Source organism: Pedobacter sp. AW31-3R, assembly GCF_052180285.1.
GTDB lineage: Bacteria > Bacteroidota > Bacteroidia > Sphingobacteriales > Sphingobacteriaceae > Pedobacter.
Map to the genome: position 1 here is coordinate 2,319,049 of NZ_CP197475.1, position 25,304 is coordinate 2,344,352.

At 41.7% G+C, this 25,304-nt stretch carries 22 protein-coding genes; 18 read left to right on the forward strand and 4 right to left on the reverse strand.

Features of this window, described 5'->3' with window-relative positions:
* Positions 1–3: 3 nt before the first annotated feature.
* From ACSBL2_RS09460 to ACSBL2_RS09470, 3 genes are all read left to right on the forward strand, one after another.
* A complete protein-coding gene (locus ACSBL2_RS09460) occupies positions 4–1,413 on the forward strand; it encodes a RagB/SusD family nutrient uptake outer membrane protein (protein WP_442591444.1) in 1,410 nt (469 codons plus the stop codon).
* 25 nt (positions 1,414–1,438) lie between these two features.
* Positions 1,439–2,836 (forward strand): TlpA family protein disulfide reductase, encoded by a 1,398-nt coding sequence (locus ACSBL2_RS09465; protein ID WP_442591445.1) that lies wholly within the window; start codon positions 1,439–1,441, stop codon positions 2,834–2,836.
* A gap of 302 nt (positions 2,837–3,138) precedes the next feature.
* Complete coding sequence (locus ACSBL2_RS09470) at positions 3,139–3,507, forward strand: CPBP family glutamic-type intramembrane protease (RefSeq protein WP_442592231.1); 369 nt, start codon at positions 3,139–3,141, stop codon at positions 3,505–3,507.
* Positions 3,508–3,560: 53 nt separating this feature from the next.
* On the opposite strand, the gene ACSBL2_RS09475 is transcribed toward ACSBL2_RS09470, so the two are convergent.
* Positions 3,561–3,941 carry a DUF4260 domain-containing protein gene (locus ACSBL2_RS09475; RefSeq protein WP_442591446.1) on the reverse strand — a complete coding sequence of 127 codons (381 nt, stop codon included), beginning with the start codon at positions 3,939–3,941 and terminating at the stop codon, positions 3,561–3,563.
* 61 nt (positions 3,942–4,002) lie between these two features.
* Positions 4,003–4,572, reverse strand: coding sequence for a Crp/Fnr family transcriptional regulator (locus ACSBL2_RS09480; RefSeq protein WP_442591447.1), 570 nt, complete (start codon positions 4,570–4,572; stop codon positions 4,003–4,005).
* A 386-nt stretch (positions 4,573–4,958) separates the two neighbouring features.
* On the opposite strand from ACSBL2_RS09480, the gene ACSBL2_RS09485 reads away from it, so the two are divergent.
* The 3 genes from ACSBL2_RS09485 to ACSBL2_RS09495 all read left to right on the forward strand — a co-directional run bounded on the left by ACSBL2_RS09485 (position 4,959) and on the right by ACSBL2_RS09495 (position 7,259).
* Positions 4,959–5,870: a helix-turn-helix domain-containing protein gene (locus tag ACSBL2_RS09485; protein ID WP_442591448.1), complete on the forward strand. Its 912-nt coding sequence runs from the start codon at positions 4,959–4,961 to the stop codon at positions 5,868–5,870.
* 215 nt (positions 5,871–6,085) lie between these two features.
* Positions 6,086–6,817 carry an SDR family oxidoreductase gene (locus ACSBL2_RS09490; protein ID WP_442591449.1) on the forward strand — a complete coding sequence of 244 codons (732 nt, stop codon included), beginning with the start codon at positions 6,086–6,088 and terminating at the stop codon, positions 6,815–6,817.
* Between the two features lie 97 nt (positions 6,818–6,914).
* Positions 6,915–7,259: an MmcQ/YjbR family DNA-binding protein gene (locus ACSBL2_RS09495; RefSeq protein WP_442591450.1), complete on the forward strand. Its 345-nt coding sequence runs from the start codon at positions 6,915–6,917 to the stop codon at positions 7,257–7,259.
* A 47-nt stretch (positions 7,260–7,306) separates the two neighbouring features.
* Here ACSBL2_RS09495 and ACSBL2_RS09500 read toward each other — a convergent pair whose 3' ends face one another.
* Together ACSBL2_RS09500 and ACSBL2_RS09505 are read right to left on the reverse strand one after the other, a co-directional pair.
* On the reverse strand, positions 7,307–7,705 hold the full coding sequence (locus ACSBL2_RS09500) for a limonene-1,2-epoxide hydrolase family protein (RefSeq protein WP_442591451.1): 399 nt from the start codon (positions 7,703–7,705) through the stop codon (positions 7,307–7,309).
* Between the two features lie 202 nt (positions 7,706–7,907).
* Positions 7,908–8,015: a DUF6616 family protein gene (locus ACSBL2_RS09505; RefSeq protein WP_442591452.1), complete on the reverse strand. Its 108-nt coding sequence runs from the start codon at positions 8,013–8,015 to the stop codon at positions 7,908–7,910.
* Between the two features lie 255 nt (positions 8,016–8,270).
* Between ACSBL2_RS09505 and ACSBL2_RS09510 the strand changes: the two genes are divergently transcribed.
* The 12 genes from ACSBL2_RS09510 (at position 8,271) to ACSBL2_RS09565 (ending at position 25,285) form a co-directional block, all read left to right on the forward strand.
* Entirely contained in the window at positions 8,271–9,149 is an 879-nt protein-coding gene (locus tag ACSBL2_RS09510; RefSeq protein ID WP_442591453.1) for a helix-turn-helix domain-containing protein, read from the forward strand.
* A gap of 79 nt (positions 9,150–9,228) precedes the next feature.
* A complete protein-coding gene (locus tag ACSBL2_RS09515; protein ID WP_442591454.1) occupies positions 9,229–9,603 on the forward strand; it encodes a hypothetical protein in 375 nt (124 codons plus the stop codon).
* Between the two features lie 209 nt (positions 9,604–9,812).
* Positions 9,813–10,421 (forward strand): TetR/AcrR family transcriptional regulator, encoded by a 609-nt coding sequence (locus ACSBL2_RS09520; protein WP_442591455.1) that lies wholly within the window; start codon positions 9,813–9,815, stop codon positions 10,419–10,421.
* Positions 10,422–10,467: 46 nt separating this feature from the next.
* A complete protein-coding gene (locus ACSBL2_RS09525; protein WP_442591456.1) occupies positions 10,468–11,841 on the forward strand; it encodes a TolC family protein in 1,374 nt (457 codons plus the stop codon).
* Positions 11,842–11,846: 5 nt separating this feature from the next.
* On the forward strand, positions 11,847–12,893 hold the full coding sequence (locus tag ACSBL2_RS09530) for an efflux RND transporter periplasmic adaptor subunit (RefSeq protein WP_442591457.1): 1,047 nt from the start codon (positions 11,847–11,849) through the stop codon (positions 12,891–12,893).
* A gap of 97 nt (positions 12,894–12,990) precedes the next feature.
* Entirely contained in the window at positions 12,991–16,044 is a 3,054-nt protein-coding gene (locus tag ACSBL2_RS09535) for an efflux RND transporter permease subunit (protein WP_442591458.1), read from the forward strand.
* 589 nt (positions 16,045–16,633) lie between these two features.
* A complete protein-coding gene (locus ACSBL2_RS09540) occupies positions 16,634–17,137 on the forward strand; it encodes a DUF3347 domain-containing protein (protein WP_442591459.1) in 504 nt (167 codons plus the stop codon).
* Positions 17,138–17,270: 133 nt separating this feature from the next.
* On the forward strand, positions 17,271–17,861 hold the full coding sequence (locus ACSBL2_RS09545; protein ID WP_442591460.1) for an RNA polymerase sigma factor: 591 nt from the start codon (positions 17,271–17,273) through the stop codon (positions 17,859–17,861).
* A gap of 85 nt (positions 17,862–17,946) precedes the next feature.
* A complete protein-coding gene (locus ACSBL2_RS09550) occupies positions 17,947–19,161 on the forward strand; it encodes a FecR family protein (RefSeq protein WP_442591461.1) in 1,215 nt (404 codons plus the stop codon).
* Between the two features lie 242 nt (positions 19,162–19,403).
* On the forward strand, positions 19,404–22,889 hold the full coding sequence (locus ACSBL2_RS09555; RefSeq protein WP_442591462.1) for a SusC/RagA family TonB-linked outer membrane protein: 3,486 nt from the start codon (positions 19,404–19,406) through the stop codon (positions 22,887–22,889).
* Entirely contained in the window at positions 22,889–24,274 is a 1,386-nt protein-coding gene (locus tag ACSBL2_RS09560; protein WP_442591463.1) for a RagB/SusD family nutrient uptake outer membrane protein, read from the forward strand. The genes ACSBL2_RS09555 and ACSBL2_RS09560 overlap by 1 nt, the downstream gene beginning before the upstream one ends.
* A 90-nt stretch (positions 24,275–24,364) precedes the next feature.
* On the forward strand, positions 24,365–25,285 hold the full coding sequence (locus ACSBL2_RS09565) for an ABC transporter ATP-binding protein (protein ID WP_442591464.1): 921 nt from the start codon (positions 24,365–24,367) through the stop codon (positions 25,283–25,285).
* Positions 25,286–25,304: the final 19 nt, after the last annotated feature.

Sequence of the window (25,304 nt, forward strand, 5' to 3'; positions counted from 1 at the left end):
AACATGAAAGCAAAATACTTTTTTAAGTTATTGGCATTAGCTATAGTTGTGCAATGCATGGGGTGTAGCAAGTTTTTAGAGGTAGACCCACCTAAAACTGCACTTGTGGCTTCAGAGGCATTTAAGACCAGCGAAAGCGCCACTGCCGCGGTTACCGGTATTTATGACCAAATGAAAAGCCTCTCAGAGTCGCCCGCGGGCTACGCCGCTACCCTTTATCCAGGGCTGTCTGCCGATGAGTTAGTTAACTTTAACGCCAATCCGGATGTGGAACAGTTTGCAGCTAACCGGCTTAATCCATTAAACGCCATTGTTTCCAATATCTGGAACAGTAGTTATAAAATGATCGGCCAGGCCAACAGTGTAATCACCGGTTTAACGCAATCGACCACCCTACCGCCGGCGCTCAAATCGCAGCTTCTTGGTGAAGCCAAAATATCCCGGGCACTGATTTATTTCTACCTGTTGAACCTGTATGGTGATGTACCTCTGGTGCTGACCAATGACTGGAAGGCTACACAGACGATTTCCCGTTCATCTCAGGGAGAAGTGTATTCACAGGTGATAAAAGACCTGACAGAAGCTGCAACTGAAACTTCAGCGGCTTACCCTACAGCAGAGAAGGTAAGGCCTAACAAGTTTGCCGCACTTGCCTTACTGGCACGTGTTTATCTGTACACAAAAGATTATAAAAATGCTGAAGCTGCGGCCAGCCAGGTGATCGAATCTGGTGTTTATGGTCCTCTGCCGGATCTTGACGATGTTTTCTTAGCCAATAGTACAGAGGCAATCTGGCAGCTGGCTCCTACAACTGGTGTCGGTTATGTCACCTTTGAAGCCAATGTCTTTATTCCCGGGAGTAGCACTGGGCCACCGGATTATTATTTCAGCGATAAGCTGATCAATGCCTTTGAGGAAGGTGATAAACGTAAAGATCACTGGATGCAAAGAAGAGATTATCTTGGTACAACGTACTATTACCCTTTTAAATATAAGATTTTGAGTGCGTCAGGAGGCTATGGTGAATACTATACCATTTTACGTCTCGCAGAAACTTACCTTACCCGTGCGGAAGCCCGGGCGCAGAATGATAACCTGAGTGGTGCGTTGGAAGACCTTAACCTCCTTCGTGACCGTTCCCGTGCCGAGGCAACGGCGAGTGTTCCAAACCCTTTACCCGCTTTATCCTCAGCACTGTCCAAGCCTGCTGTATTGATTGCAGTTGAACAGGAACGAAGGACAGAGCTTTTCGCAGAATGGGGACATCGCTGGTTTGATTTGAAACGGACAGGGAAGGCTAATGCAATTCTGAGTCCGGAAAAACCGAATTGGAGCGTCAACGGGCAACTCTATCCCATACCCCAGTCAGAAATATTATTAGATAACAAGCTCGCTCAAAACCCTGGGTATTAATAACACTAGAATAACAAATTAAAAGATGAAACACCTACAAAATATTTTTAAAATAGCAACACTATGTATAGTCATTGCATATCAACCATTCATGACGCTTGCACAGAATAAAAAAAGTTTTCGTAAAGCCACTGAAACACAAGAGCAGCTAAAAACAGAACGTTTTGAAAAAACCTTCAAAACCAAGAATCTGGATTCAGTTCCTGTTTATCTCAATCAGTTTTTGACAAGGTATCCCAATGCAATCAATGAACCTCGTTATAGCTCGGATGCACTTTATGGAAACATTGCACAGCGGATGGCTGAAGAAAAGAAATGGGACCAGTACGAGATTTATCGCGCTAAACTGAGTATGACCGCATCGACGGATCTGGACTATGGCACTGCTTTTGATCTTAGCAGTAGAGGCGACTTTCAAGTGGCTGAACGCCTTGCGCTGAGAGCTGTACAACAATACGAAAAGGCAAATAGCTCAGTTCTGCCAAAAGATGGAAAACCGGATAACGTCTTTTTAAAAAATGAGGAGGAACGTTCAAAAGGAACGTATAGAAGGGCTTACAAAAATGGCAAACCCGATAGTACCCTTATAAATAACGAGAAGATCAGAACATATGGGAACATGGCATCCTTATATGCAGAGCTTGCTTACAGGAATAATCATGATTCATCAGGTATGCCGTATGCGGTTAAAGCCAGTTATATTATGGGGGATAATGTGAAGGAACTATACTTAAAACTATTGTCCCGTACGGCCGAGCCTGAAGTTGCGCTGTCTGCAATTGAAGCACACTACCGCGCAGGAAAACTCAACGATGATGAACTTCCGGGTATCGTTGCCGGTTTATTTAAAAAGCTTCATCCTTCCGGTGAAGGTTTTGCATCCTATTATGATGGCCTGCGTAGTCAATTGCTTGCTGCGACCAAGGAAAAGTTAATCATGGAAAAAATATCCATGCCCGCTCCAGATTTTTCATTGCTTAACATGAATGGTAATACAGTTAAATTATCTGAATTGAAAGGAAAGACAGTGATTCTTGATTTTTGGGCAACGTGGTGTTACTACTGTAAAAAAGGTTTTCCGGCCATGCAAAGAGTGATGGACACCTATAGCTCAGATAAAAACGTTGTTTTTTTGTTTATCAACACACAGGAGTCGTTAAGCCAATCTTCGCGTAAAAAACAGATTGCAGATTATCTAAAAGCCAACAAGTTTAATTTTAACGTTCTGCTGGATACCAAAGTGAAACCAGACTATGATGTTGTAACTGCTTACAAAGTAGATGGACTGCCCACAAAATTTATAATCGGCCCGGATGGGGGAATAGTTTTCAAGGAGGTCGGTTATTCGGGAAGTGATGAGAAGCTGATCAATGATCTCTCCACAATGATTGATCTTGCAAAACAAAAAGTCCCAAATCAATAGATTCGTAAAACTATCCATTATGTTCTTAAAAAAGCAGATCCCATATGGGATCTGCTACCCTTGCGATAATACCATATGGGAAACGAACTTTATGCTAATAATCGACAGCTAATTTGATAAAACCTTCTTATTTTAACCCCAAATGTGTCTTTTTCAAATTTTCAAGAAACTCTCCTATATTTGCTGCCGTCGCCAGATCTGAGAGAAATTGGTTCTTAACCATGCCTTCTTTTAGTATTTTTTGAAGAGATTATTTACATAGGATTTCTTTTTGGGCAATTTTACAGGTTCACACGACTTGGATTTCTGCCTTCAGTTTTTTAGGGTCATTACTATTCGCAATCGCGCACTTGTATCAAAGCACAGATTTCGTTGAGCTTATCGGAATATTCTCAATAACATTTCTTGGATCTGTGTTGTTCTCTTGGATCTACGCAGAATGGAAATTCAACTTATGGACAGCGATATTTTTGCATTGTTTAATGAACCAGTATTGGCTGATGTTCGATGTTGATGTGAATTCGTTAGGAGATTTATACCCTGATGTTTTCAGATTCTTAGTAGTATTCTTTTTGATTTATGTGGTTATTATTTATAAAAGAAAAATAATAATTTCTTTTGAAGTAATAAAAAAAACCTTGTGGATGAAGCCAGATAACAGACGACTTTAAAATTGTAAGGTTGAACCTTATTGCCCCATTTTCAACAGCCTATAATTTATGGCTTATTTATCTTTTCCTATCCAGCCCAAGCTGGTATGCTTAAAATCATCGGGAAACTTTAGGCCATACCCAAGCATACGGTCAAATGATGAATGCGCTGCCAATAGAAGTCCGCCAGTAATCAACATGTCCAGGTGTATCAAAAAGCCGGAAGCCAATAGAGTCAGTGCTATGGCACGGTGATGGAATAAATTGTAGGTAATGGCGCCAACCCGAGAATTGATGAGGTAGCCTACCATGGAAAGATCAGGGCTAAAAAACAGTAGCGCCCACAACCAAATCGTTAAGCCGAGATTGTATTTCGATAAAAAATAAATTAAAACTGCGGTTATTGCTGCTTCTTCAATTTGAATGGTGATGTTCATCGCTTTTTCCTGTAACATGATCCTGATTTTTGTTAAATCAAACTTAAGCGCGAAATAGCAGTTTTGCTCTTGACAAAAATCAAGAAAGCATTTTTCTTCTAATCCGGCTAAATGTCTCGGGTGTCATGCCCAGCATAGAGGCCAGGAATTGCAGGGGTACCTGATTAAAGAGTTCCCGGTTAGACTCAAATAGTTTTTGATAACGCTCTTCTGCAGTCATAGAAATGAGATCGAAAATGCGATCCTCCATCATCACAAAACATTTACCCAATAACAATTTTTCAAACTCATGCCATTTAGGCACCAGTTTTCCCATCGTGAGGTATCCTTCATAATCAATGGTGAATAATCGTATATCTGTCAGTGCTTGGATGTTGAATCGCGATTTATTACGGAACATAAAACCTTGGAGATCCGTTATGAAATAGCCGGCGGTACCTATCCATTGGGTGACTTCTCTATCGGGAAGGCTAACATACACCCTAATAATGCCGCTTTCTATAAAACTAAGCTTGTTGCAAAACTTACCAGTTCGTAAAAAGTAGCCCCCTTTTTCCAGTGTCTCGGCTCTAAATAATCCGCTTACTTTTTGACAGTCATCGGGACTAATACCGAAATGGTGATGAATATAACTTTCAAGCTCCGTCATTGTATGGCATTGTTAGCAGGAATAAAAATTACCGGTTTTAAATATATAAAAATAAGGTTGCGAGTTAACAATTCCCAAATAGTTTGTAAGCAAATCGAACAACACATTTGGCAGGGTCTAAATATACCACCCTTTTTCGATGATTTGAGATGAGTGATGATAGCGTATTTGTACCTATATTAACTCCTCTGATCATTTTGTATGCACCCTCAACTGTGCTTGCATTGAAAATAGCGAGAGTTTTTGATACCTCTGTAGATGAAATATTTATTTTAGAAGACTCTGATTAAAATAAAGTGTTACCATGGGAAATAAAGAATCAAGTCATAGTTTCTAAAAGTACTTGCATTCAGATATTCTATTATTTTTTTTACCTACTTTAGTATATGAAAATATCTGATGAGACACCTTCCATCGCACCCGCACATTTCTCTGAAATATCAAACACTGTTCAGAATGATGCAGATACTTTTCATATATTGGATCTTAGCATAGCTCACAACCTACTCCTTTCATTTGAATATAATAGGAAAATATTTTACACCGCCACATTACTACAGGGGGATTATCAACTTGAATTTGAAGACAGAAAGATTGATATTTCTGGCAACTCGTTACTTTTTACCACTACCAAAATTCCTTTTGGTATACATGCCACTGGTTTGGGATACGCCGGATTTAGCTGCGTGTTTAAAGAAGAGTTTGTCACTAAGGCTAACAGTGGTTATCGTTTACTTGAATTCCCGATCTATAAACCAGGCAGGCAGAACATCTATTCGCTTACCAATAGCCAAACAGAACATTTTATTGACATCTATGCTAAGATATTTAATGAACAACACGAAAATAGCACTTTTAAAAGTAACCTGCAACGCACTTATTTACTTGAAATTATTTTCGGCGCACAAAAACTCGCGCCGATTGACTCTTTTGTAAAAACAAATAATACGACAGAGTTCATTGCCTGTTCCTTCATAAGACTATTAGAATCACAGTTTCCCTTAGAATCCCCCCAAAGTGTGATCAAGTTTAAAACTCCAAAAGATTTTGCAGACAGTCTGTCGCTTCATCCCAACTACTTGAACCGTCAGGTAAAATTAGCTAAAGGCAGAACCGTAAGTGAGATCATAGCGGCAAGGATTGTTCAAGAGGCCAAGATCCTGTTAAAATTAACCAATTGGCATATTGCGGAGATTTCTTTTGTACTTGGTTTTGCGGAGCCATCACATTTCAATCTGTTTTTCAAAAAGAATGCAAACGTTTCTCCTACGGATTACAGGAAAGTACATAGGGAATAATTAGATTTATTACTTTCTGTTGATCTTATGCTCCCAAGCTTTAAGAGGCATGCAATGGCTGCTCCTCTACCAATTAAAGAAATCACCTACGAAATAGTGTGCTTTCAGAGATCTGGAACAAGAAAGTTTGATTTTAGTAAGGATCTGTTTTATTTACGCTAACAGCGGCTGTGTTATCTGTTCTACCTTTGTATTGAAATAAAACAATTTTCAACATGACAAAGATAGCATTAGTGACTGGAGCCAATAAGGGCATCGGTTTTGAAACAGCGAAACAACTTGCCGAGCAGAACATCAAGGTTTTTTTAGGGGCAAGAAATGAAACTGAAGGTAAAAAAGCAGAGGCAGTTTTAAGGGGATTATCATTAGATGTCACCTTCATAAGGCTGGACATCAGTGATTCCATAGATATAAAAAACGTTAAAAACTACATTGAAGGTGAATATGGTGTATTGGACATACTGATCAACAATGCAGCCGTATTTTTAGACAGTGCATGGTTTGGCAATAATACGGAAACCGTTTCCTTGCAGACCCTTCGCGACACTTTTGATATTAATTATTTTGGAACCGTGGAACTGACCCAGGCTTTGTTACCTGCCATCAGAAAAAGCGAGGCTGGACGTATTGTTAATATTAGTAGTGTTTCGGGTTCCTTCGGTGTACATTTGGATAAAGCACATTGGCTATACGATTTAAAACCTTACGCCTATAGTGCATCAAAAACAGCTCTTAACCAGTTCACTGTTTTTCTAGCAAATGCGCTTGGCGATTCCAAAATTAAGGTAAATGCGGTTAATCCAGGCTGGGTGCAGACCTCAATTGGTTCAGATCAGGCGCCGTTGACCCCAGAAGAAGGCGCCAAGTCAGGTGTTGCAATGGCATTGATTGATGAAAACGGGCCAACAGGAACTTTTTCTCAGTCAGGTGAAATCTTACCGTGGTAAATTCCGACCGTTATTTTGTATAATAGATATGAAGTTAGACAAAAAGGTATTGAGGATTAGCTAAGTTTGCTTAAATATAATTGCATCACTTTTTATTATGAATGTTGAAGAGTTCAGGGATTTCTGTTTGTCATTCCCGGATACCCGGGAAGGCATGCCATTTGGGGGATTCTTTCAGAATTCGAGGTCTATTCTTGTATTTTATGTGGGTAAGAAGATGTTCCGCTTGTTCGACCTTGAAAAATTTGACCGTTGTACATTAAAATGTGATCCTATGCTCATTGATGAGCTTAGAGAACATGAGGGCATCGACAAGCCATTTAACTTAAGCCCAAAACACTGGATAAGTGTTGATTTAAACGGGAAGGTTACTCTGGAATTAATCAAAGATCTTGTGGCGAAATCTTATAAACTTGTTGTAGGAAGTATTGCAAAGAAATAAATAAAAATTCCCCACCCTGACTCATCTTGGCAGATTGCTTGCGCGGGCTACGTGAGTGAGCGTATGAGCTGCTCCTGTTGCTGCGCCGCGTTGGCCGAGTCGAAATAGTCCCGCCAGACGGTGATTGCACCGTCCTCGATGGTGAGTGTCCCCATCACCGGTACTGTGAGGGTGGTGCCGTTAGCATGTAGAAAGTTATCAATCCGCTCGTTGAGCACGACATTGCCGACGGCGGCGAGATGAACGATTTCCCAGTTCGCCCGCAAGGTCGTACCGATACCGGCGTCATCATTAAATTTAAGGACTGCCTCTCTACCTATGAGGTCGGGAGTGGGAAAATTTTGATAGAGCACATCGGGCGAGAGCATGGCGAGTGCGTCTTCCACCCGATTGGCTTGCCAATGGGTGAAGAAGGTTTCAGCGACTTCTAGAGGATTATTGGACATGTTTTTTTGATAAAGTTAAAATAAATAGTTCTGAGCTGGTAATGTCGGCTTGGACGAAATATTGGAAAGGCGGTTTGATAGCTAGTTTGCTTACTAGCTGCCTGGTGTACCGGGCCAACAAGAATTCAAAGTCGACTTCTTTAAAGAATAACGCGGAGATAGCGAATCATTCAATTATACGATTGTTTAAATTGTTGTGGTGTCAAATCGTCGAAGACTCACTAATGTTAGTCATGTAAGCGGCTCTTTCTTCTTTGTTTAGATCAAGCCTAGCTTGTTTTGATGTAAAAATTTCGATAAAATACTTCATAATGTTAGTTTTTTTCTAATTATAAATAAAACTGGTCTATGTGACGCTCAACCGATAATGGTTGTATGCCTGGTCGCTTACAAAGATAAAGGCAATGAAAATGGTAAGTAATAGACAAATAGTGCTAAAAATGTCACTATTGGTGCCAAGTTCTGATCGATTAGGATTTTGCGCACCGATTTATTATCATTGTTATACTGCTCATATGTGTTATAGCGTATAAATACCCATACTAAAATAATCTATCTCAACTTCATGAAATCAATAGTTCAATATCATTTTATTAATGAAAAATATGGTAAAACTTTACTGATAGACATTGTTCCACTTTCTGAGATAAATAAGTATATAGAAAAAGAGCCCATTCATAGGCTTACATTTTATGATATTACTTTTATATCCAGTGGAAATGAAAACGTATTTATCAATCAAACGGAACTGAATATCCGTTCAGGAGATGTAATATGCTCTATTCCCGGTGAGATATGGAGCTGGCCGAAACAGACCGAAATGCAGGGGTATGTGCTGCTGTTTGAAGAGGAATTTCTGTTTTCATTCTTCAATGATAAACAGTTTTTAAATAAGTTCAGGTATCTGAATCATGGACGTAGTTCTCCATTGATCCGGCTTGACAAAAAGCTCTTTAAAACCATTGTCGCGTATTTGGAGCAGATTAACGATGAAATTCAATTGGGTGTTAGCAGTAGTGAACATGTTCTTCGTGCTTTGGTCTATCTGATCCTGGCATTGCTTGAACGGGCAGAGGCCGAAACCTTAAAGGCTACCGAAACATTCATAAAAGAAGAACAGGCCAACAGGCATATCCAAGCCTTTGTAAAGTTGGTTGATGAATATTATCTACAATCACATGACGTTCAGTTCTTTGCTGACAAACTCTTTATCTCAACTAATTATTTAAACAGGATGACGAAAGAGTATTTAGGAGCGACGTCCAAATCGTTTATACTAAACAGGGTTATTCTGGAAGCAAAAAACTTACTTAACTATACCAGCTTATCAATTGCGGAGATTAGCAATCAATTAAAATTTGAAACGCCGAATTACTTTTATCGTCTTTTCCGAAAGTATGTAGGGATGACACCAAAGCAATACCGCAAACTATTATCCGTTTAGGGATGGTGAGATTGCCGAATTAGAGCAAATATCCGAAAGTGAATATATTTCCGGAATACTAAATCGTCCGCTTGTTAAGGTGTTTAATAATATCCTGGAATACACTTTGAAACACAAAGGCAAAACAGCCGGTGCGGAAGGAAGAATAGCAATTTCTATAGCTGGAGATAACCAGAAACACAAAAAATTAGTCGCTCAGCTGGTTGATCTTACAGGTTTTGATACCGTTGATACTGGAAGCCTCGCTGAATCCTGGAGACAGCAGCCTGGCACACCCGCCTATTGTACTGAATTGAATGAAGCAGAATTAAAACAAGCACTAGCTAACGCTGAAAAGGAGAGGGCTCTGGCAATCCGGGACTTGATCATGGGCAACCTAATAAGTAAGGGGTCATGGCCTTCGTATGAAGAAATTCTAGCTGGTAACCGGTCACTTCAAATGGGAAATAAATAGATTGAATAACATTTTTTAAAAAAAATCCATAATGCAGGTGAGGAACACGTTGTCATTATTCTCACCATCACAAAAGTAAAATCCTTAAAGAAACTAAAAAACATTTGTTTATTTGAACACTGTTCAATATATTTGTGTCCTCAATTGAAATGAGAATTAAAATGGAAATATTTTCTACGTCTGATATATCTTACAAATCATAATTATCCATGGGCATTACAGAACGGAAACAAAAAGAGAAGCAGGAGATGCGGCAGCGAATATTAAATGGTGCCAGAAAGGTATTTCTTCAGAATGGCTACGAGCTGGCCAGTATGCGCAACATCGCCAGCGAGATCAATTATAGTGCAGGAGTGATTTATTTTCATTTTAAAGACAAGGGCGAAATCTTCCAGGAACTCCACAAGGAAGGCTTTAGCCTATTACTTAAACAACTTCGCGTGCTGGATTCGGTTATTGATCCATTTGAGCGATTAAAAGCTTCTGGTCGGGTATTCATCCAGTTTGCTCAAGAGAACAAAGACTATTATGATCTGATGTTCCTGGTGGAAGAACCATTGAAAAATTCAGAGGAAAGCGGTTTACAAATAGCCCAGAGCGCAATCAGCCACCTGCATAACCTAATCAAAGAATGTCAGGACCAGGGAAGGTTCAAAGACATGGACACCGATTATTTCTCTTTTATGTTTCTTTCTGCCATACATGGAATCTGTGCTCTTTTCTGTAAGGACCGGACTGTTGGTTTTGCGAACAGGACTAATGAAGAACTCATGGAAAATGGTTATACCTGTTTAGTTAATCTTCTGGAAAAAGGGTGATCCCCTTTTTTTAACCTATTATTGAACACTGTTTAAATTTAATACAATGATTAATTACATTCGAAATCTGCCTACTATTTACCGGCTGACCGTATTACAGCTTATGGTCATCTTACTCCCATTGGGGTTGAGTGCCCAAAGCCGCCTAAACGACTATATCTCGCAAGGGCTGGCATCAAATCAAAGCATCAAAGAGCAGGACTTCCTGCTGAAAAAGAACATGTATGCGCTTCAGGAGGCAAAAAGCATGTTTCTGCCGAGCGTTACGTTTTCTACCACCTACACCAAGGCAGATGGAGGCCGGACAATTGATTTTCCAACGGGTGATCTTTTTAATGCTGCCTATGCTACGTTAAACCAGCTGACTGGAAGCAACTCCTTTCCACAGTTGGAGAACCAGAGTATATTGCTCAATCCTGATAATTTCTACGATGCTAAGTTTCGCACCAGTCTTCCTATCCTAAATGCCGAATTGGTATATAATAAGAGAATCAAAGCGCAACAGGTAGACTTGCAGAAGGCAGAAGTATTGTTGTACAAACGTGAACTGGTGAAGGAAATCAAAACGGCCTACTATAATTATCTTAAGGCTACCAACGCCATCAGCATTTACCAATCCTTTCTCAAACTGCTTGAAGAGGGCGAAAGGGTGAACCGTAAACTCTTTGATAACAACAAGATTAATCGTACTGCCGTAATTCGTAGCCAGAACGAGGTGTCTAAAATAAAAGCATCACTTACTGCAGCCCAAAAAACAGAGGAATCTGCCCGTTACTATTTTAATTTCCTATTGAACAGGCCATTGACGGATCCTATTCTGACCGATGATGTTCCGTCACTGCCTGCACAGGATAACCTGCCACTGGGTGATGTAAATGGTCGTGAGGAACTGGCGAAGCTCGAAATTGCCAAAGGGATCAATAAAAACCTGACCGGCCTTGCTAAATCTTACCTCATACCAAAAATTGGCACATCGCTCGATCTGGGCTCTCAGGCTTTCGACTGGAAGTTTAATGATAAAAGCAGGTATTATCTATTTGGGGTTTCATTGGAATGGAACCTGTTTTCCTCGGGACGAAACAGTTATAAGATTAAACAGTCCATTGCCAGCGAGCAGGCGGTATCAGCGCAGACCAATCATGTCACCCAGCAATTGCTTACCGAACTGAATGTACGCAGGGCAAACCTGCAAAGTGCTGCTGCACAGTACCAGGCGGCGCAGTTTCAGTTGAAGACTAGCCAGACCTATTATAATGACATGACCAAGCTCTATAAAGAGGGGATGGCCATTTATATAGAGTTGCTTGACGCCCAAAACCAATGGGTAGATGCCCAGCTCCAATCCAACATTGCCCTATTCGATACCTGGATCTCCTTTACCGCCATCGAACGTGCCAACGCCAGTTTCAACATACAATAAAGATCATGAACAAGACACAACTCACATTTATTGCGCTTACATCACTATTGTTCGCCTGCAAAGAAAAACCGAAAAATACAAATCCCCTGGGCCAGCAAGATATCATCTCGGTGAAGGTAGCCCCCGTTTCCTCATTTGGCATTACTAGCGCTATTCAGGCCACAGGTCTGGTCAGCACTGAAAATGAAGCTAATTATTCATTTAAGATTGGCGGCGTAATCAGTAGCATACTGGTAGATGAGGGACAGTTCTTTAAAAACGGGCAATTGCTGGCTACCCTAAATGCCACCGAGATTTCGGCAGGTCTGGCCCAGGCAGACCTGGGTGTAGATAAGGCCACGCGGGACTATAACAGGGCAGTAAACCTTTATAAAGACAGCGTTTTTACACTGGAGCAACTGCAGAATACCAAGACGGCACTGGATGTTGCCAAAAAAACAAGTGAGGTAACCGCCTTTAACCAGCGCTATGCGAAGATCTATGCTGCCTCGGACGGTTTCGTGACTAAAAAAGTGGCCAGTGAAGGAGAAGTAATTGGTGGGGGAATGCCGGTACTGATGACCAGTTCTACCCAAAATAGCGATGGTTACCTGCTAAAGGTTGGAGTAACTGACCAGGAATGGGCAGGGATCAAGGCAGGGCAGTCTGCTATGGTGAGCCTTGACGGCTATCCTGACCAGCAATTCCAGGCAAAGGTGCTGCGTAAACTTCAGTCGGCTGACGCCTCAATAGGATCCTTTCAGGTAGAACTGAAACTTCAGCTCGGTAACTTAAGGCCTGCAATCGGCATGTTCGGTAAGGCAACAATCCAGACCAATGTTACACAAAACGCAACCGTGATTCCTTTTAGCGCCTTGGTGGAGGCAGATGGAGAGCGTGGTTACATCTTTACGCCTAAAGGCACAGACCGCGTTAGAAAAGTGCCCGTAACCATCCTGACGTTTGACAACAAAAATGTTTACCTCAAAGATAAACTGGAAGGGATTGAGCAGATCGTTACTTCCAACAGTGCCTATCTCAACGAACAGTCTACCGTAAAAATTATCAAGTAAAAACGCCGACATGACACCATCATGATTTGTCAAATCAAACATTTGGAAAAAAAATCATGATCGCTTCATCACCGTTAAAAACAAACTATATATACCGATGAAAATTACAAATTTTGCAGTAAAGAACTATCAGTTCACCCTGATCATATTTATGCTGGTTGCAGTGGTAGGGCTGCTTACGCTCTTTACCATGCCCCGCTCGGAAGATCCCACTACCCATCCGCCGCAATACCTGGTGACGGTCATCTACCCCGGTACCAGCCCCAAAGATATGGAAGAACAGGTGGTAAAGCCTATAGAAAATAAGATCTACGGCCTGGAGAACATTGATAAGATCCTGACTACAGTTGAAGATGGTGTAGCCGCCATTCAGATCAAGTTCAAATATGGGGTTGACGTAGACAACAAGTACCAGGAAATCTCAACAGAGATCAATGCCCTTAAAAATGGTGAACTTCCAAAGGACATTTATCTGATCAAGACCGAGAAAATTGCCTCTTCAGATGTAAAAATCATCCAGGTAGCGTTGATTTCCAATACTGCCTCGTCCAAAACATTGAGGGACAATGCGGATAAATTGAAGACCCAGCTGGAAAAGATCACTAACCTCAGGGAAGTGAAATACACTGGAATGCCGGAGCAGGAAATCCGGATCGATATGCAGCTGGATAAACTTGCACAACTCAAAATTCCCTTTAACGTGGTCTTGGGCAGTCTTCAAAGTGAGGCGGCCGATATTCCTGGCGGAAGCATCAACATGGACGACAAGGTTTTTAACGTAAAGACCAGTGGCAAGTTCAAGAATGTTGAGGATGTAGCAAATACGGTGATCTACAATGCTGGCGGCAAAATCATTTATCTAAAGGATGTCGCCAGGGTGAGCTATAAAGATGGGACGGTTAGCCATATTACCAGGATTAATGGACAGCGCTGTATATTGGTTACTTCTTCGATGAAGAATAATGTGGATATCAGCCAGGTGAAGAAAGAGTATACTCCGGTACTGGAACAGTTTTCTGAAACCTTGCCAGAGAATATTAAAATGGTCAAAAACTTTGACCAGGCAGATATGGTGTCCAAACGGTTAGGTCATCTTGGCTTTGATTTTGGACTGGCGATCGTATTGGTCGTAGTTACCTTGCTGCCTCTTGGCTTTAGGCCATCGCTGATCGTGATGATCTCCATTCCACTTTCGCTTGCCCTTGGCCTGATCGCAATGAACCTGTTGGGCTTTTCGCTCAACCAGCTCAGTATTGTGGGACTTGTGGTCGCATTGGGTTTATTAGTAGATGATAGTATCGTCGTTGTAGAGAATATCGAAAGGTGGCTCAGGGAAGGGCATTCCAGAAAGGATGCTATTTTAAAGGGTACCAAACAGATAGGGGCAGCAGTTGTCGGTTGTACCGCAACCCTTGTAATTGCCTTTTTACCACTGGCCTTCTTGCCTGATATGGCCGGGGAATTCATCCGAAGCCTGCCAATGGCCATCATTACCAGTGTACTGGCTTCGATGATCGTAGCACTTACCCTAGTGCCATTTATCGGCAGTAAGATCCTAAAAACCCATACGCATGGAGAGGGAAACTATTTCCTGAAAAAATTACAGGGCTTTTTGACATGGTCATATAAAGGTATTATGCCACTAGCACTCAAATGGCCAAAGGTGACCATTAGTATATCCATTGCACTCAGTGTGCTGGCCTTTTTACTCTTTCCTATGGCAGGATTTAAACTTTTTCCCACTTCGGAAAAGCCAATGTTCCTGATCAATATTAAAATGCCTTTGCAAGCTAATATCCCGGAAAGCGACAGGGCCGCAAAGCTGGTGGAAACGGAACTGAAAAAGCATAAGGAAATCATCTATTATACTTCAAACGTTGGAAAGGGCAATCCACAAATCTATTACAATGTGCACCAGCAGGACATCAAACCGGATTTTGCACAGATCTTCGTACAATTGGAAGAGGAAACCAGTCCAATCGACAAGACCGAACTGATCAAAATCCTCAGAACCAAATTCACTGATTTCCCCTATGCAAAAATAGAGGTGAAAGATTTCGAACAGGGCACGCCGATCGAAGCCAATATCGTGGTCAGGGTTTTTGGAGAGAACCAGGATACCCTGAGATCACTTTCGTTCAAAGTGGAAGAGTTGTTGCGCAGACATCCGGGAACTTTTTTCATCAATAATGAACTCAATGCCTATAAATCGGATGTTAAGATCAAGATAGATAAGGAGAAGGCACGGACCTTGGGCGTACTGACCAGCGATATTGACAAGGTGGTCAGGATGGCCGTTGCCGGACTGAATATTGGCGATTATATTGATGACATGGGCGATTCGAGAAATGTGGTGATCACCATGTCACGGGACAAATTCTCAAACCTGAACGCATTAAAGAACCTTTACGTGAATAATATCCAGGGTGCCCCGATCCAGATCGATCAGATTGCGGCCATCAGCATGGAGACCTCTCCCACAGCCATCAACCATTTTAATAAATCGCGGTTTGCCAAGGTCACCTCGCTCACAAAGGATGGGGTGCTGGCGAACGATATCCTCAAAGACATTGTACCAGAACTCAACAAGATGAAAATGCCAAAAGGCTATAACTACAAATTATCTGGTGAGGCGGAATCAGAAGGTGATGCGTTGGGTGGAAATTTCCTTTCAGTGATTATTTTGAGCACGTTCCTATTCATCGCGGTCCTGTTACTGCAGTTCAAGACATTCAAGGGAATCATCATTGTCTTGTCGATTATTCCATTGGGCGTGTTGGGCGGGGTAATCTTCCTTCTAATTACCGGGAATCCGATGTCCCTTGTCTCTATCATTGGTTTCATCGGTCTATCAGGCATACAGGTAAAAAACTCATTGCTATTAGTTGATTTTACTAACCAGTTGCGCGAAGAGGGTAAAAGCATTGATGAGGCGATAAATATTGCGGGTGAAACCAGGTTCCTACCTGTTGTACTTACCTCGATCACCGCCATCTGTGGTCTAATTCCAATTGCCATGAATCCGAATCCGCAGATCGCCCCACTGGCTATTGTACTGATTGGCGGACTGATCAGTTCTACGATATTATCTCGTATTGTGACTCCGGTGATGTACAAGCTTATACCACCGCAATTGGATGAAAAGATATGATCCGTCAAAATAGATGGGAAGAAATCCCGCCTACCAAGATGCAGATTTCCTGAAATAGGGAATCTGCTCAAAGAAGAATTCAAATATCAATCACTTATTAAGATCTTTTTATTGGCAAGATCTTTACGGTATCGAGTCACCGGGGCTGACCGTATTTTTATTACATGCGGTTATAGGCCCTACTTGTGTCATTGGGGGTGGTAATAATGCACATCACCAACATGACGTTGCAGCCAGTTCGCATAGACATGCGGAGTCTGATCATCAAAACTCTATAGATCACATGCATGCTGAGCACCATCAGCATGGTGATGGAAATAAAAATTGTTGCAAAGACGAAGTCGCTAAGCTCAATTCCAGTAATAAACTGACATCTCGCATTTTCGATCTTAGTCAGCTTTCTATGCCATTTGTGATACTTCCGGGTAATGTCTATCCGATAATCCTTGTAGTTAGTTTACCCGCTAATGTTCCGAATGCTTACTTTACCAGGCACTGTCGTTCACCAATAAGGGATGTTCGCGTGGCCATACAGAGTTTTCAGATTTGATTTTAGTATAATGTTCCCGGAAAGGTAATATCTTTCCGGATGGATAACTATGTACTTATTAAATCAAATAAAATGAACAAAATATTTCTGCTGGTGGCCTTCGTCGCAACCGCATTCGCACAAACTGGATTCTCCCAGCAAGAAAAAAAATCATCTGGCTTACTGCAATCATATGATAACGTCAAAGATGCCCTTGTAGCGGATAATGCGGCAATCGCCGCAACCATAGCTTCGGAATTTGTACAAGTCATTTCTGATACTGATGAAAAAACTATTAACAACATTGCAAGAAAATCTCTCCTTAAACATGCTGGCCTAATTGCTGCAAGCAAATACCTGGATAGCCAGCGGGAACATTTAGCAGCAGTTTCTGATGACTTGATTATAGTTGCTAAGACGGCAAAGCTCACTGTTGCTCCGGTTTACCAAATGTATTGCCCAATGAAGAAAAGTAATTGGCTAAGCAGCGAAGAAAGGGTAAAGAACCCTTACTACGATAGCGCTATGCTTACCTGCGGAAAAGTTGTGGGAACTATTAAGTAATTACAACTATTGGTCCCTCCCGATAGCGGGGGCTTTACCTGGATAATATCAATTAAGATATAATGAAAACGATCAGATATGATTAAACCATCTATTTTTAATTAAACACGTATATTTGATACTTAAGCATGTTATGTTAATTAAGCCCCTTCCTGAGGAAAGTGAATTGCTGCTCAAAGTTGCAAAGGGAAACGAGCATGCCTTTAAACTTCTATACAACCATTACCGTATCCTGGTTTATTCAAGGGCTTTGTATTTATTGAAGTCCGATTTGCTTGCTGAAGAAGTCCTGCAGGAGGTCATGCTCAAGCTCTGGCAAACAGCAGGCCGGCTTGCCCAAGACAGCAACCTGGCAGCTTATCTAACCACACTTACGCGTAACCGTAGTTTTCAGTTGTTGAGGAGAAAAGTTCTTGAAGCCAAAACAGATACGGAACTCGGAAAAGGCTGGACTGAGCAGGATAATGGAACTGAGGAGGAGATTTTGCTGGCCGATACCAGAAAGCTTCTCTCTGATGGCATTGCACTATTGCCGCCGCAACAGAAATTGGTTTATGAACTTTGTCACATTGAGGGACTCAAGTATGAGGAAGCCGCTCAAAAGATGAATTTAAGTGTTGAGACGGTCAGAAGTTATATGAAGCTAGCCCTTCGCTTTCTCCGGGCTTACCTGAAAACACATACCGATGTGACCGCCATTCTGATTCTTTTTAAATTACTTTAATTTATTTCGTCTTTCATACCCCCTAAAGTATTTCTCCGGGATTGTTATTAAAAAGGGAGGGAGTAATACCTTAAGCAAATACGATATGGTCAATTGGGAAGACAAAAGGATCATCGATTTATATTCGAGGTTCTCTGCAAAAACTGCTTCTGCTACTGAATTGGAAGCATTCAATACTTTTCTGAATACACCCGGTGCTGAGCAGCGGTTGTTCGACTTGCTGGAAACGGATTATCAGCTGAGTGAAAGCTACGAAAAAGATATTAGTGAATTCCGGGCCCTTCAGATTTTCCAAGAGGTGACCAGCCATCCTCAGGAGCTAAAAAAAGTGATCAGGCTTTGGCCACGCCTGGCCGGAGTTGCGGCAGTCGCAGCAATTATCGCCTTTTCATTTTTGCTAAAGAGGAATTTATTTAATGATGATACGAGTCGCTTGACTTCCATTGCTGCAGCTCAGGATATCGCACCAGGGACCAACACAGCAACGCTCACTCTGGGAAATGGCCGAAAGATTGTACTTTCTGCCGTCCTTAATGGGATACTGGCTGCCGAGTCCGGTGTCCGCATTTCTAAAACAGCGGATGGCGAAATAACTTATGAAATTGTAGACAATGGCCTGGCAGAAGGGCTGGGAATGAATATACTTTCTACTAACAGGGGTGAGACCTACCGCGTCAAATTGCCCGACGGCTCATTGGTTTGGCTAAACGCAGCCTCCTCAATAACATATCCGGCTTCCTTTAACGGGACAAAGAGCCGGAAGGTTAAGATGTCCGGAGAAGCGTACTTTGAAATCCAAAAGGATAAAGAACATCCGTTTATTGTGGAGACAAATGGACAGGAGGTAAAGGTGTTAGGAACCCATTTTAACATTAAAGCATATGAAGATGAGGCGGACGTAATCACAACGCTTCAGGAAGGAAGCGTCCGTGTAGATTTCGAGGCGGCCGCCTGGGGTAGCAAAGGAAAGGTCCGTTATAAAGACGAGATTGTGCTGAGTCCGGGACAGCAATCCCTGCTCAAGGGAGAGACAATCAGCATTTCCAAGGCTAATTTAGAAGAAAATATAGCATGGAAAGAGGGGGATTTTATATTCACTGAAGTTGGTATTGAAAAGGTTATGCGTGACATCGCCCGATGGTATAACATTCAGGTGATCTACGAAGGAGCTATCCCTCCAGGTACTTTTTCAGGAAATATTTCCAGAATTAAAAATATAAGCCAGATACTCATGGCTTTAGAATCCACAAAATTGGTACACTTTAAAATCGAAGGAAGGAGGGTATACGTGAGGAAATAAATACTAAAGAAAATGACCAGATCCCGGATACCGGAACCTGGTTTAAGTTTGGCTTAGGCCAATTATCAACTGATCAACCGAACCGCAGTTACCTTTCCCGTGGAAAGTTGAGGTATGCTGCAAAACCAAACCTAGACTAAATGTATACAAAATATACCAAAAACCCTGGTATGCCTAAAGGCGTATACCATAAAATTTTGCTCACTATGCGATTAACCAGCGTGATATTGTTAGCATCCCTTATGCAAGTTGCCGCGGCGGGCTTCGCACAAAAAATCACTTTGTCGGAGAGAAATGCTTCTCTGTCAGGTGTTTTTGCTAAAATTAAATTGCAGAGCGGTTACGATTTTGTCGCCGATGGCAACCTATTGAAAACCGCTGATCCTGTGAATATCCGCGTAAAGAATGTGGAACTTCCTGAAGTACTTGAGCTGATTTTCAAAAACCAGTCATTGAGTTTTGAGATCCAAAATAAAATGGTCGTTGTCATGAAGAGAGAAAGCTCCTTAATTGATCGGATCAGCGAAGCTATATTCAGGATTGATGTTAGAGGCCTGGTGTTGAACGAAAAAGGTGAAGCGATGGCTGGCGCAAGTGTCAAGGTACTTGGCCGGAATCACAGTGCAAGGACGGCATCAGACGGATCGTTCAACCTACTTGATCTAACGGGTAAGGAAACCTTGATTACCACCTTCATCGGCTACACACCGGATACATTAGAGTTGAATGGTCGAGCTAGTGTGGTAATTGCAATGAAGACTTTAGTAGCCGCTCTTGAGGATGTTTCGATTGTGAGTACAGGTTATCAGAATCTGAACAGAGACCGCGCAACTGGTTCATTTGGGATCGTAACGGCTAAGGAGATCGCACAATTTCCAACGGTCAGTATCCTGGAACGTTTGCAAGGTCTGGTTCCAGGAGTGAATATTTCGACAAAGACAACAGCTGGTAAAAGCCGCAACGGGACCATTAATATACGTGGTATTTCTACAATTGTTGGTAATTATACTCAGGTAAGCGTAGAGCCCCTTTTGGTGGTCGATGGCTTTCCATCGCAAATTTCCATTGCAAATGGTGCACTGGATTTGCTTAACGCAGATGATATTGAACAGATAACTTTCTTAAAGGATGCTGCTGCAGCATCTATATGGGGTATTCAGGCAGCAAATGGCGTCATTGTGATTACCACTAAAAGAGGCAAACAAAATGCAGCACCATCACTTAACTTTTCGACTACCTATAGCACCGGTGCAAAACCCAGGACGGATTACGGACCAATGATGTCTGTCGCTGATTACATTGATCTGGAAAAAGATATGATCAATAAAAATTATGTGAATGACGTTACACAATCATCCTATATAGAGGGAAACCTGACTCAAGCCCAAGCGATCATTTTTAAAAACAAGCGTGGCGAAATTTCTGAAGCCCAGATGAATGCGGAACTTGCTGCATTGGCGCAGTATGATAATGCAGATCAAATTTCTAAATACCTGCTTCAGCGGCAGGCCACAAAACAATATAATTTATCACTTTCCGGTGGTGGTGCAAATAGTTCTTATTACATGTCTGGCTCTTACTATACTGATGACAGGATATACAAAAGCAATAAGAATAAGGGTTACTCCTTCAATGTATCTACAACTTCCAATCTCCTAAAAGGACGCGTTGCAATTAATACTTCCCTGACTTATGGTAATACTACGGATCAAACTAATCCCGCCGCTGCGCTTGGGATGAGCATGTCTCAGTTTGGACTCCGCCCTTATGATTTGCTGGTCAATCCGGATGGAAGCACAATGTACTACGATGTCTTTACGACTCCATCCAGAGCCCGGAGTTTAGAAAGCAAAGGTTATCTTCCGTTTAGGTATTCAGCTCTGGATGAATTAAATTACAACAATACCATGAATACAGGTAACAATTTGGGACTGAATGTGGATGTCAGAACTAAGATTACTTCATGGCTTAATTTTTCGGTTTCTGGAAATATAGGCCGGAATTTTACCGAGCGTGAAAATTATCAGGAACCGGATAGCTACGAAGCCAGGATTATGGTAAATAAGGCGACTAGTATAAATTCTGCAGGAAACTTGGTTTATGGCCTTCCTATTGGTGGAAAGTTGATTATGAATAATGGATCAACCAGAAGCTATAATTTGAGGGGCCAGGTAAACGCAAATAAAAACTGGAACAATAAACATGAACTGAGCGCTGTACTGGGGAATGAAATTCGTGAGGTTTTTAATAAAACCAGCGGAGGAAGCCGTTATGGCTATAATAAGGAGATCAATGCATTTACGGAGGTAAATCCCAATGGCAGCTATCTGGATCTATTAGGAAACCGTCCGACTATTGGGTCTACGTCCTCGCCGGTTGTAGAGAAAACCACCAGGGCATTGTCTTATTATTCAACTGCCTCATACACCTATGACAGCAAGTATACCGTTTCGGCAAGTGCACGTTTTGATGATTTGAACCTGCTTGGTGTGGAACGGAGAAAAAGAGCCATCCCGCTTTGGTCTGGAGGATTAAGCTGGAACATGAAAAAGGAAAGCTTTTTGAAAGATGTGGAGTGGCTGAGCGCCTTATCCGGACGTTTTACTTATGGTTTCACCGGAAATGCCCCACAGGGCTATGCACCCGTAACGGTGATCAGTTTACTGGGGACAGATAGTTATTCCCTCCTTCCGAATGCGCAGATTAAAACCCCTGCGCGAGAAGATTTGGCATGGGAAAAAACTAAAATGCAGAATTACGGACTTGACTTTTCTCTTTTTGACAGCCGCATTTCCGGAACCTTTGAATACTATAAAAAACATACTAAGGATATCTTTTATGAGTTGCCCATTAACGCAACCTATGGTTTTTCAAGAACTTTATTTAATGCGGCCACATTAGACGGACAGGGTGTAGATTTAGGTCTTTCATTTGCACTCGCTAAATCCAAACAAGTGACCTGGGCCAACACGATCAATTTGTCTTACAATACCAATACTATTCATGATGAGCGTTTTAAATTGCCTATCCCCAATACGCTGGCGCCAGGGCAGGAGGCATTCTACGATAGTTACCCAACAGACTATTTATTTACGTATAAGTTTGCAGGACTGGATGAAAAAGGAGAAACATTAATAGAGGATCCTAAAGAGCCGGGTAAATTGTATACGACCTGGGATTTCCCTTTTTATGATGTAAAGTCGTATTCAGGAAGAACGTCCTCACCATGGTATGGTGCATATAGTACTAATGTTACCTACAAGAGGTTTGATCTGAGTCTACAATTTCAATACCAGCTCGGTGGTGTTTTTTTAAGGCCCTCAATTGCTGAAACGGGATATTATGTAAGCCGTGCCGGAGATTTGGCACAGCGCTGGAGAAAGCCAGGTGATGAATTAACGACCAACGTTCCAGGGATTACTTCGGATTATTCGCAGGGTTTTAATTATGGAACCAGTGTAGAGAGATATTCCAATTCGGATTTACTGGTGAGAAGCCGGAGCAATGTAAAATTGAATCAGGTGCGCCTGTCCTATGCGGTTCCTCAGCGGGTGGTGGCTAAAATGGGTATTAAGGCCTTGAGTTTATCTGCAGTTTGCAGGAACTTGGGTATGATCTGGGCCAAGAATAAGGAGAAAATTGATCCGGACTATTTATATAATGTGAGCAGCACTTACCAATTGGCTCCCGTACGCAACTATTCTTTTCAACTTAACCTAAGTTTATAATGCATAAAGAAATCACCATGAATGTATTTAAAATATTTTTCATCACTATAACTGCCACAACCTTACTTTCCTGCCGGAAATATGTAGAAAATGTTCCGGTGCAAGGCCAGCGGGTTTTAGTATATACAAATGATTATCGCCTACTTATGAACAGTAGAAACGATTTAGAATTAGGCTCGGCAAATGCAGCGATTATAGGTTGTGATGACATTGATCTTAAAGATCCAAACCTCCAAAGCGATATCTCTTTCAATAGGGTATACGTTTCGCAATATACCTGGGCAAAACCATTCTATATCGAACAAGAGGATGATTTTGACTGGAATTCTATGTATAAAGCTATATATACTTTTAACACCGTGATCTCAGGTGTATTAGAGAGTAAGAATGGCTCCCTGGCAGAGCAGAATGCGATTTATGCGGAAGCACTTGTTCAAAGGGCATTTACTTATTTTACACTGGTAAATTCATATGGGAAGCAATACGATGCTTCGACAGCTGGCACTGATCTTGGTGTACCGCTTTTATTGGAAGCAAAGCTGTTTGTAAACTTACAAAGGGCTACTGTTGCTCAGGTTTATGCCCAAATGCTGAAAGATATAGAAACCGCCATTCCTTTATTACCTACTGCTAAAACGAATTCAGTGAACGCGTATCGAGGCAGCGCATATGCGCTATTGGCAAAAGTGCATTTGAACATGCGTAATTTTGAGGCCGCTCGAGAAGCAGCAGAACAAGCATTAACACTTTCAAACGGACTTAATGATTATAATCTGTTCGTTAATGCTGCATTTCCTACGCTTATACAAAACAAAGAAGTTCTGTTACGTAAAATTCCCCGACTTAGTTACGGCAGCTTGCAGTTGAGCGAAGACTTATTGAACTTATTAGGTACTAAAGACTTGAGATATAGACTATTTACCAAATCAGGAAATGCCACTGACATTTGGCCAAACTTTTCGGGAATAGGTTACTGGGCTGGAAATGGAAGTGATGGGGCTAACGTAGGCTTATCTGTGAGCGAAACCTGGCTCATCCGGGCAGAATGCCTGGCACGTGCCGGAAGGCGTGAAGACGCCTTACAAGCGTTGAACGATTTGCGTAAATCGAGGTTTAAGGTGGAAGATTATGTGGCGCTTACGGCTACATCAGATCAGCAAGCATTAGAATTAGTAATTAATGAGCGTCGAAGGGAATTGTTTGGAACAGGGCTTCGCTGGTTTGACCAGAAGCGCCTAAATAAGGAGCCATTGTTTGCTAAAACAGTAACAAGGTCACTTAATGGTGTCACCTATACATTGGAGCCCAATAGCAATGGATATGTTTTTCCACTTTCAACAATTATTGTGAATCAAAACCCTGAGTTGATTCAAAATCCTGATTAATTTAAAATAAGCTGATTTTCTATTGATGTGCCCAACTCGGGCCATCAATAGATTGAAGAATATTCCTATAAAATGTAAAATCACTAAATTTTGGAAAAAAGTATTGTAAAGATAGAAAATTTGTCACATCGGTATAGCAGTAGTTGGGCGATAAGCGACATTAACATGGAAATTAGCCAGTATGGCATTGTTGGACTTTTAGGTTCCAACGGTGCTGGGAAATCTACCACAATGAACATCCTGTGCGGTTCGCTGAATCAAACGGAGGGAAATGTATATATCAATGGGATCAACTTTAGGGATGATCCAATGCGGGCTAAAATGGAGATTGGCTTTTTACCCCAGAACCCGCCTTTATATCTGGATCTTACCGTAGATGAGTACCTTGAATATTGCGCAAGCCTGAGGGACATGTCTGGACAGGTCAGAAAAGATGCGGTGAAAGAAGCCAAAGAACGCTGTGGAATAGATCACTTCAGCGGTAGGTTGATCAAAAACCTATCTGGCGGGTACAGACAACGCGTGGGCATCGCCCAGGCGATTGTACACCGGCCCAACGTCCTGGTTCTCGACGAACCGACAAATGGACTAGACCCCAATCAAATCATTGAGGTCAGAAACCTGATTAAAGACATCGCTAAAGACAGGGTGGTGATATTTTCCTCACACATTCTTTCCGAGGTACAGCTGCTGTGCCGGGACATTAAGATGATTGAGAACGGAAGGATCGTATTTGAAGATACCATGGATGCGTTCAACAACTATATAGAGCCGCACAGCATGTTGATTCATTTTAACAATATGCCGGAAATCGCTGCATTGGAAGCTATTGATGGGATCATGAGGGCGGAACTACTTACCGAAAGGCTTGCACGACTATATTTTAGTGGTGAGGCTTCAATCGCAGAAACCATCGTCACCATCAGCGTACAGAATGGTTGGCGCTTGCAAGAAATCACACTCGAAAAAAACTCTGTAGAGGAAATATTTAAACAATTGTCCCAACAATAATTACATCAAAAAAAACTTA

Bases quoted from the DNA above. Each gene is read 5' to 3' on its own strand.
- ACSBL2_RS09495 (WP_442591450.1), top strand. From the start codon at position 6,915: ATGAATGTTGAAGAGTTCAGGGATTTCTGTTTGTCATTCCCGGATACC.
- ACSBL2_RS09550 (WP_442591461.1), top strand. From the start codon at position 17,947: ATGGTCAATTGGGAAGACAAAAGGATCATCGATTTATATTCGAGGTTC.
- ACSBL2_RS09500 (WP_442591451.1), bottom strand. From the start codon at position 7,705: ATGTCCAATAATCCTCTAGAAGTCGCTGAAACCTTCTTCACCCATTGG.
- ACSBL2_RS09535 (WP_442591458.1), top strand. From the start codon at position 12,991: ATGAAAATTACAAATTTTGCAGTAAAGAACTATCAGTTCACCCTGATC.
- ACSBL2_RS09540 (WP_442591459.1), top strand. From the start codon at position 16,634: ATGGATAACTATGTACTTATTAAATCAAATAAAATGAACAAAATATTT.
- ACSBL2_RS09465 (WP_442591445.1), top strand. From the start codon at position 1,439: ATGAAACACCTACAAAATATTTTTAAAATAGCAACACTATGTATAGTC.
- ACSBL2_RS09490 (WP_442591449.1), top strand. From the start codon at position 6,086: ATGACAAAGATAGCATTAGTGACTGGAGCCAATAAGGGCATCGGTTTT.
- ACSBL2_RS09475 (WP_442591446.1), bottom strand. From the start codon at position 3,941: ATGTTACAGGAAAAAGCGATGAACATCACCATTCAAATTGAAGAAGCA.
- ACSBL2_RS09510 (WP_442591453.1), top strand. From the start codon at position 8,271: ATGAAATCAATAGTTCAATATCATTTTATTAATGAAAAATATGGTAAA.
- ACSBL2_RS09520 (WP_442591455.1), top strand. From the start codon at position 9,813: ATGGGCATTACAGAACGGAAACAAAAAGAGAAGCAGGAGATGCGGCAG.
- ACSBL2_RS09460 (WP_442591444.1), top strand. From the start codon at position 4: ATGAAAGCAAAATACTTTTTTAAGTTATTGGCATTAGCTATAGTTGTG.
- ACSBL2_RS09545 (WP_442591460.1), top strand. From the start codon at position 17,271: ATGTTAATTAAGCCCCTTCCTGAGGAAAGTGAATTGCTGCTCAAAGTT.
- ACSBL2_RS09505 (WP_442591452.1), bottom strand. From the start codon at position 8,015: ATGAAGTATTTTATCGAAATTTTTACATCAAAACAAGCTAGGCTTGAT.
- ACSBL2_RS09525 (WP_442591456.1), top strand. From the start codon at position 10,468: ATGATTAATTACATTCGAAATCTGCCTACTATTTACCGGCTGACCGTA.
- ACSBL2_RS09555 (WP_442591462.1), top strand. From the start codon at position 19,404: ATGCAAGTTGCCGCGGCGGGCTTCGCACAAAAAATCACTTTGTCGGAG.
- ACSBL2_RS09530 (WP_442591457.1), top strand. From the start codon at position 11,847: ATGAACAAGACACAACTCACATTTATTGCGCTTACATCACTATTGTTC.
- ACSBL2_RS09560 (WP_442591463.1), top strand. From the start codon at position 22,889: ATGCATAAAGAAATCACCATGAATGTATTTAAAATATTTTTCATCACT.
- ACSBL2_RS09485 (WP_442591448.1), top strand. From the start codon at position 4,959: ATGAAAATATCTGATGAGACACCTTCCATCGCACCCGCACATTTCTCT.
- ACSBL2_RS09480 (WP_442591447.1), bottom strand. From the start codon at position 4,572: ATGACGGAGCTTGAAAGTTATATTCATCACCATTTCGGTATTAGTCCC.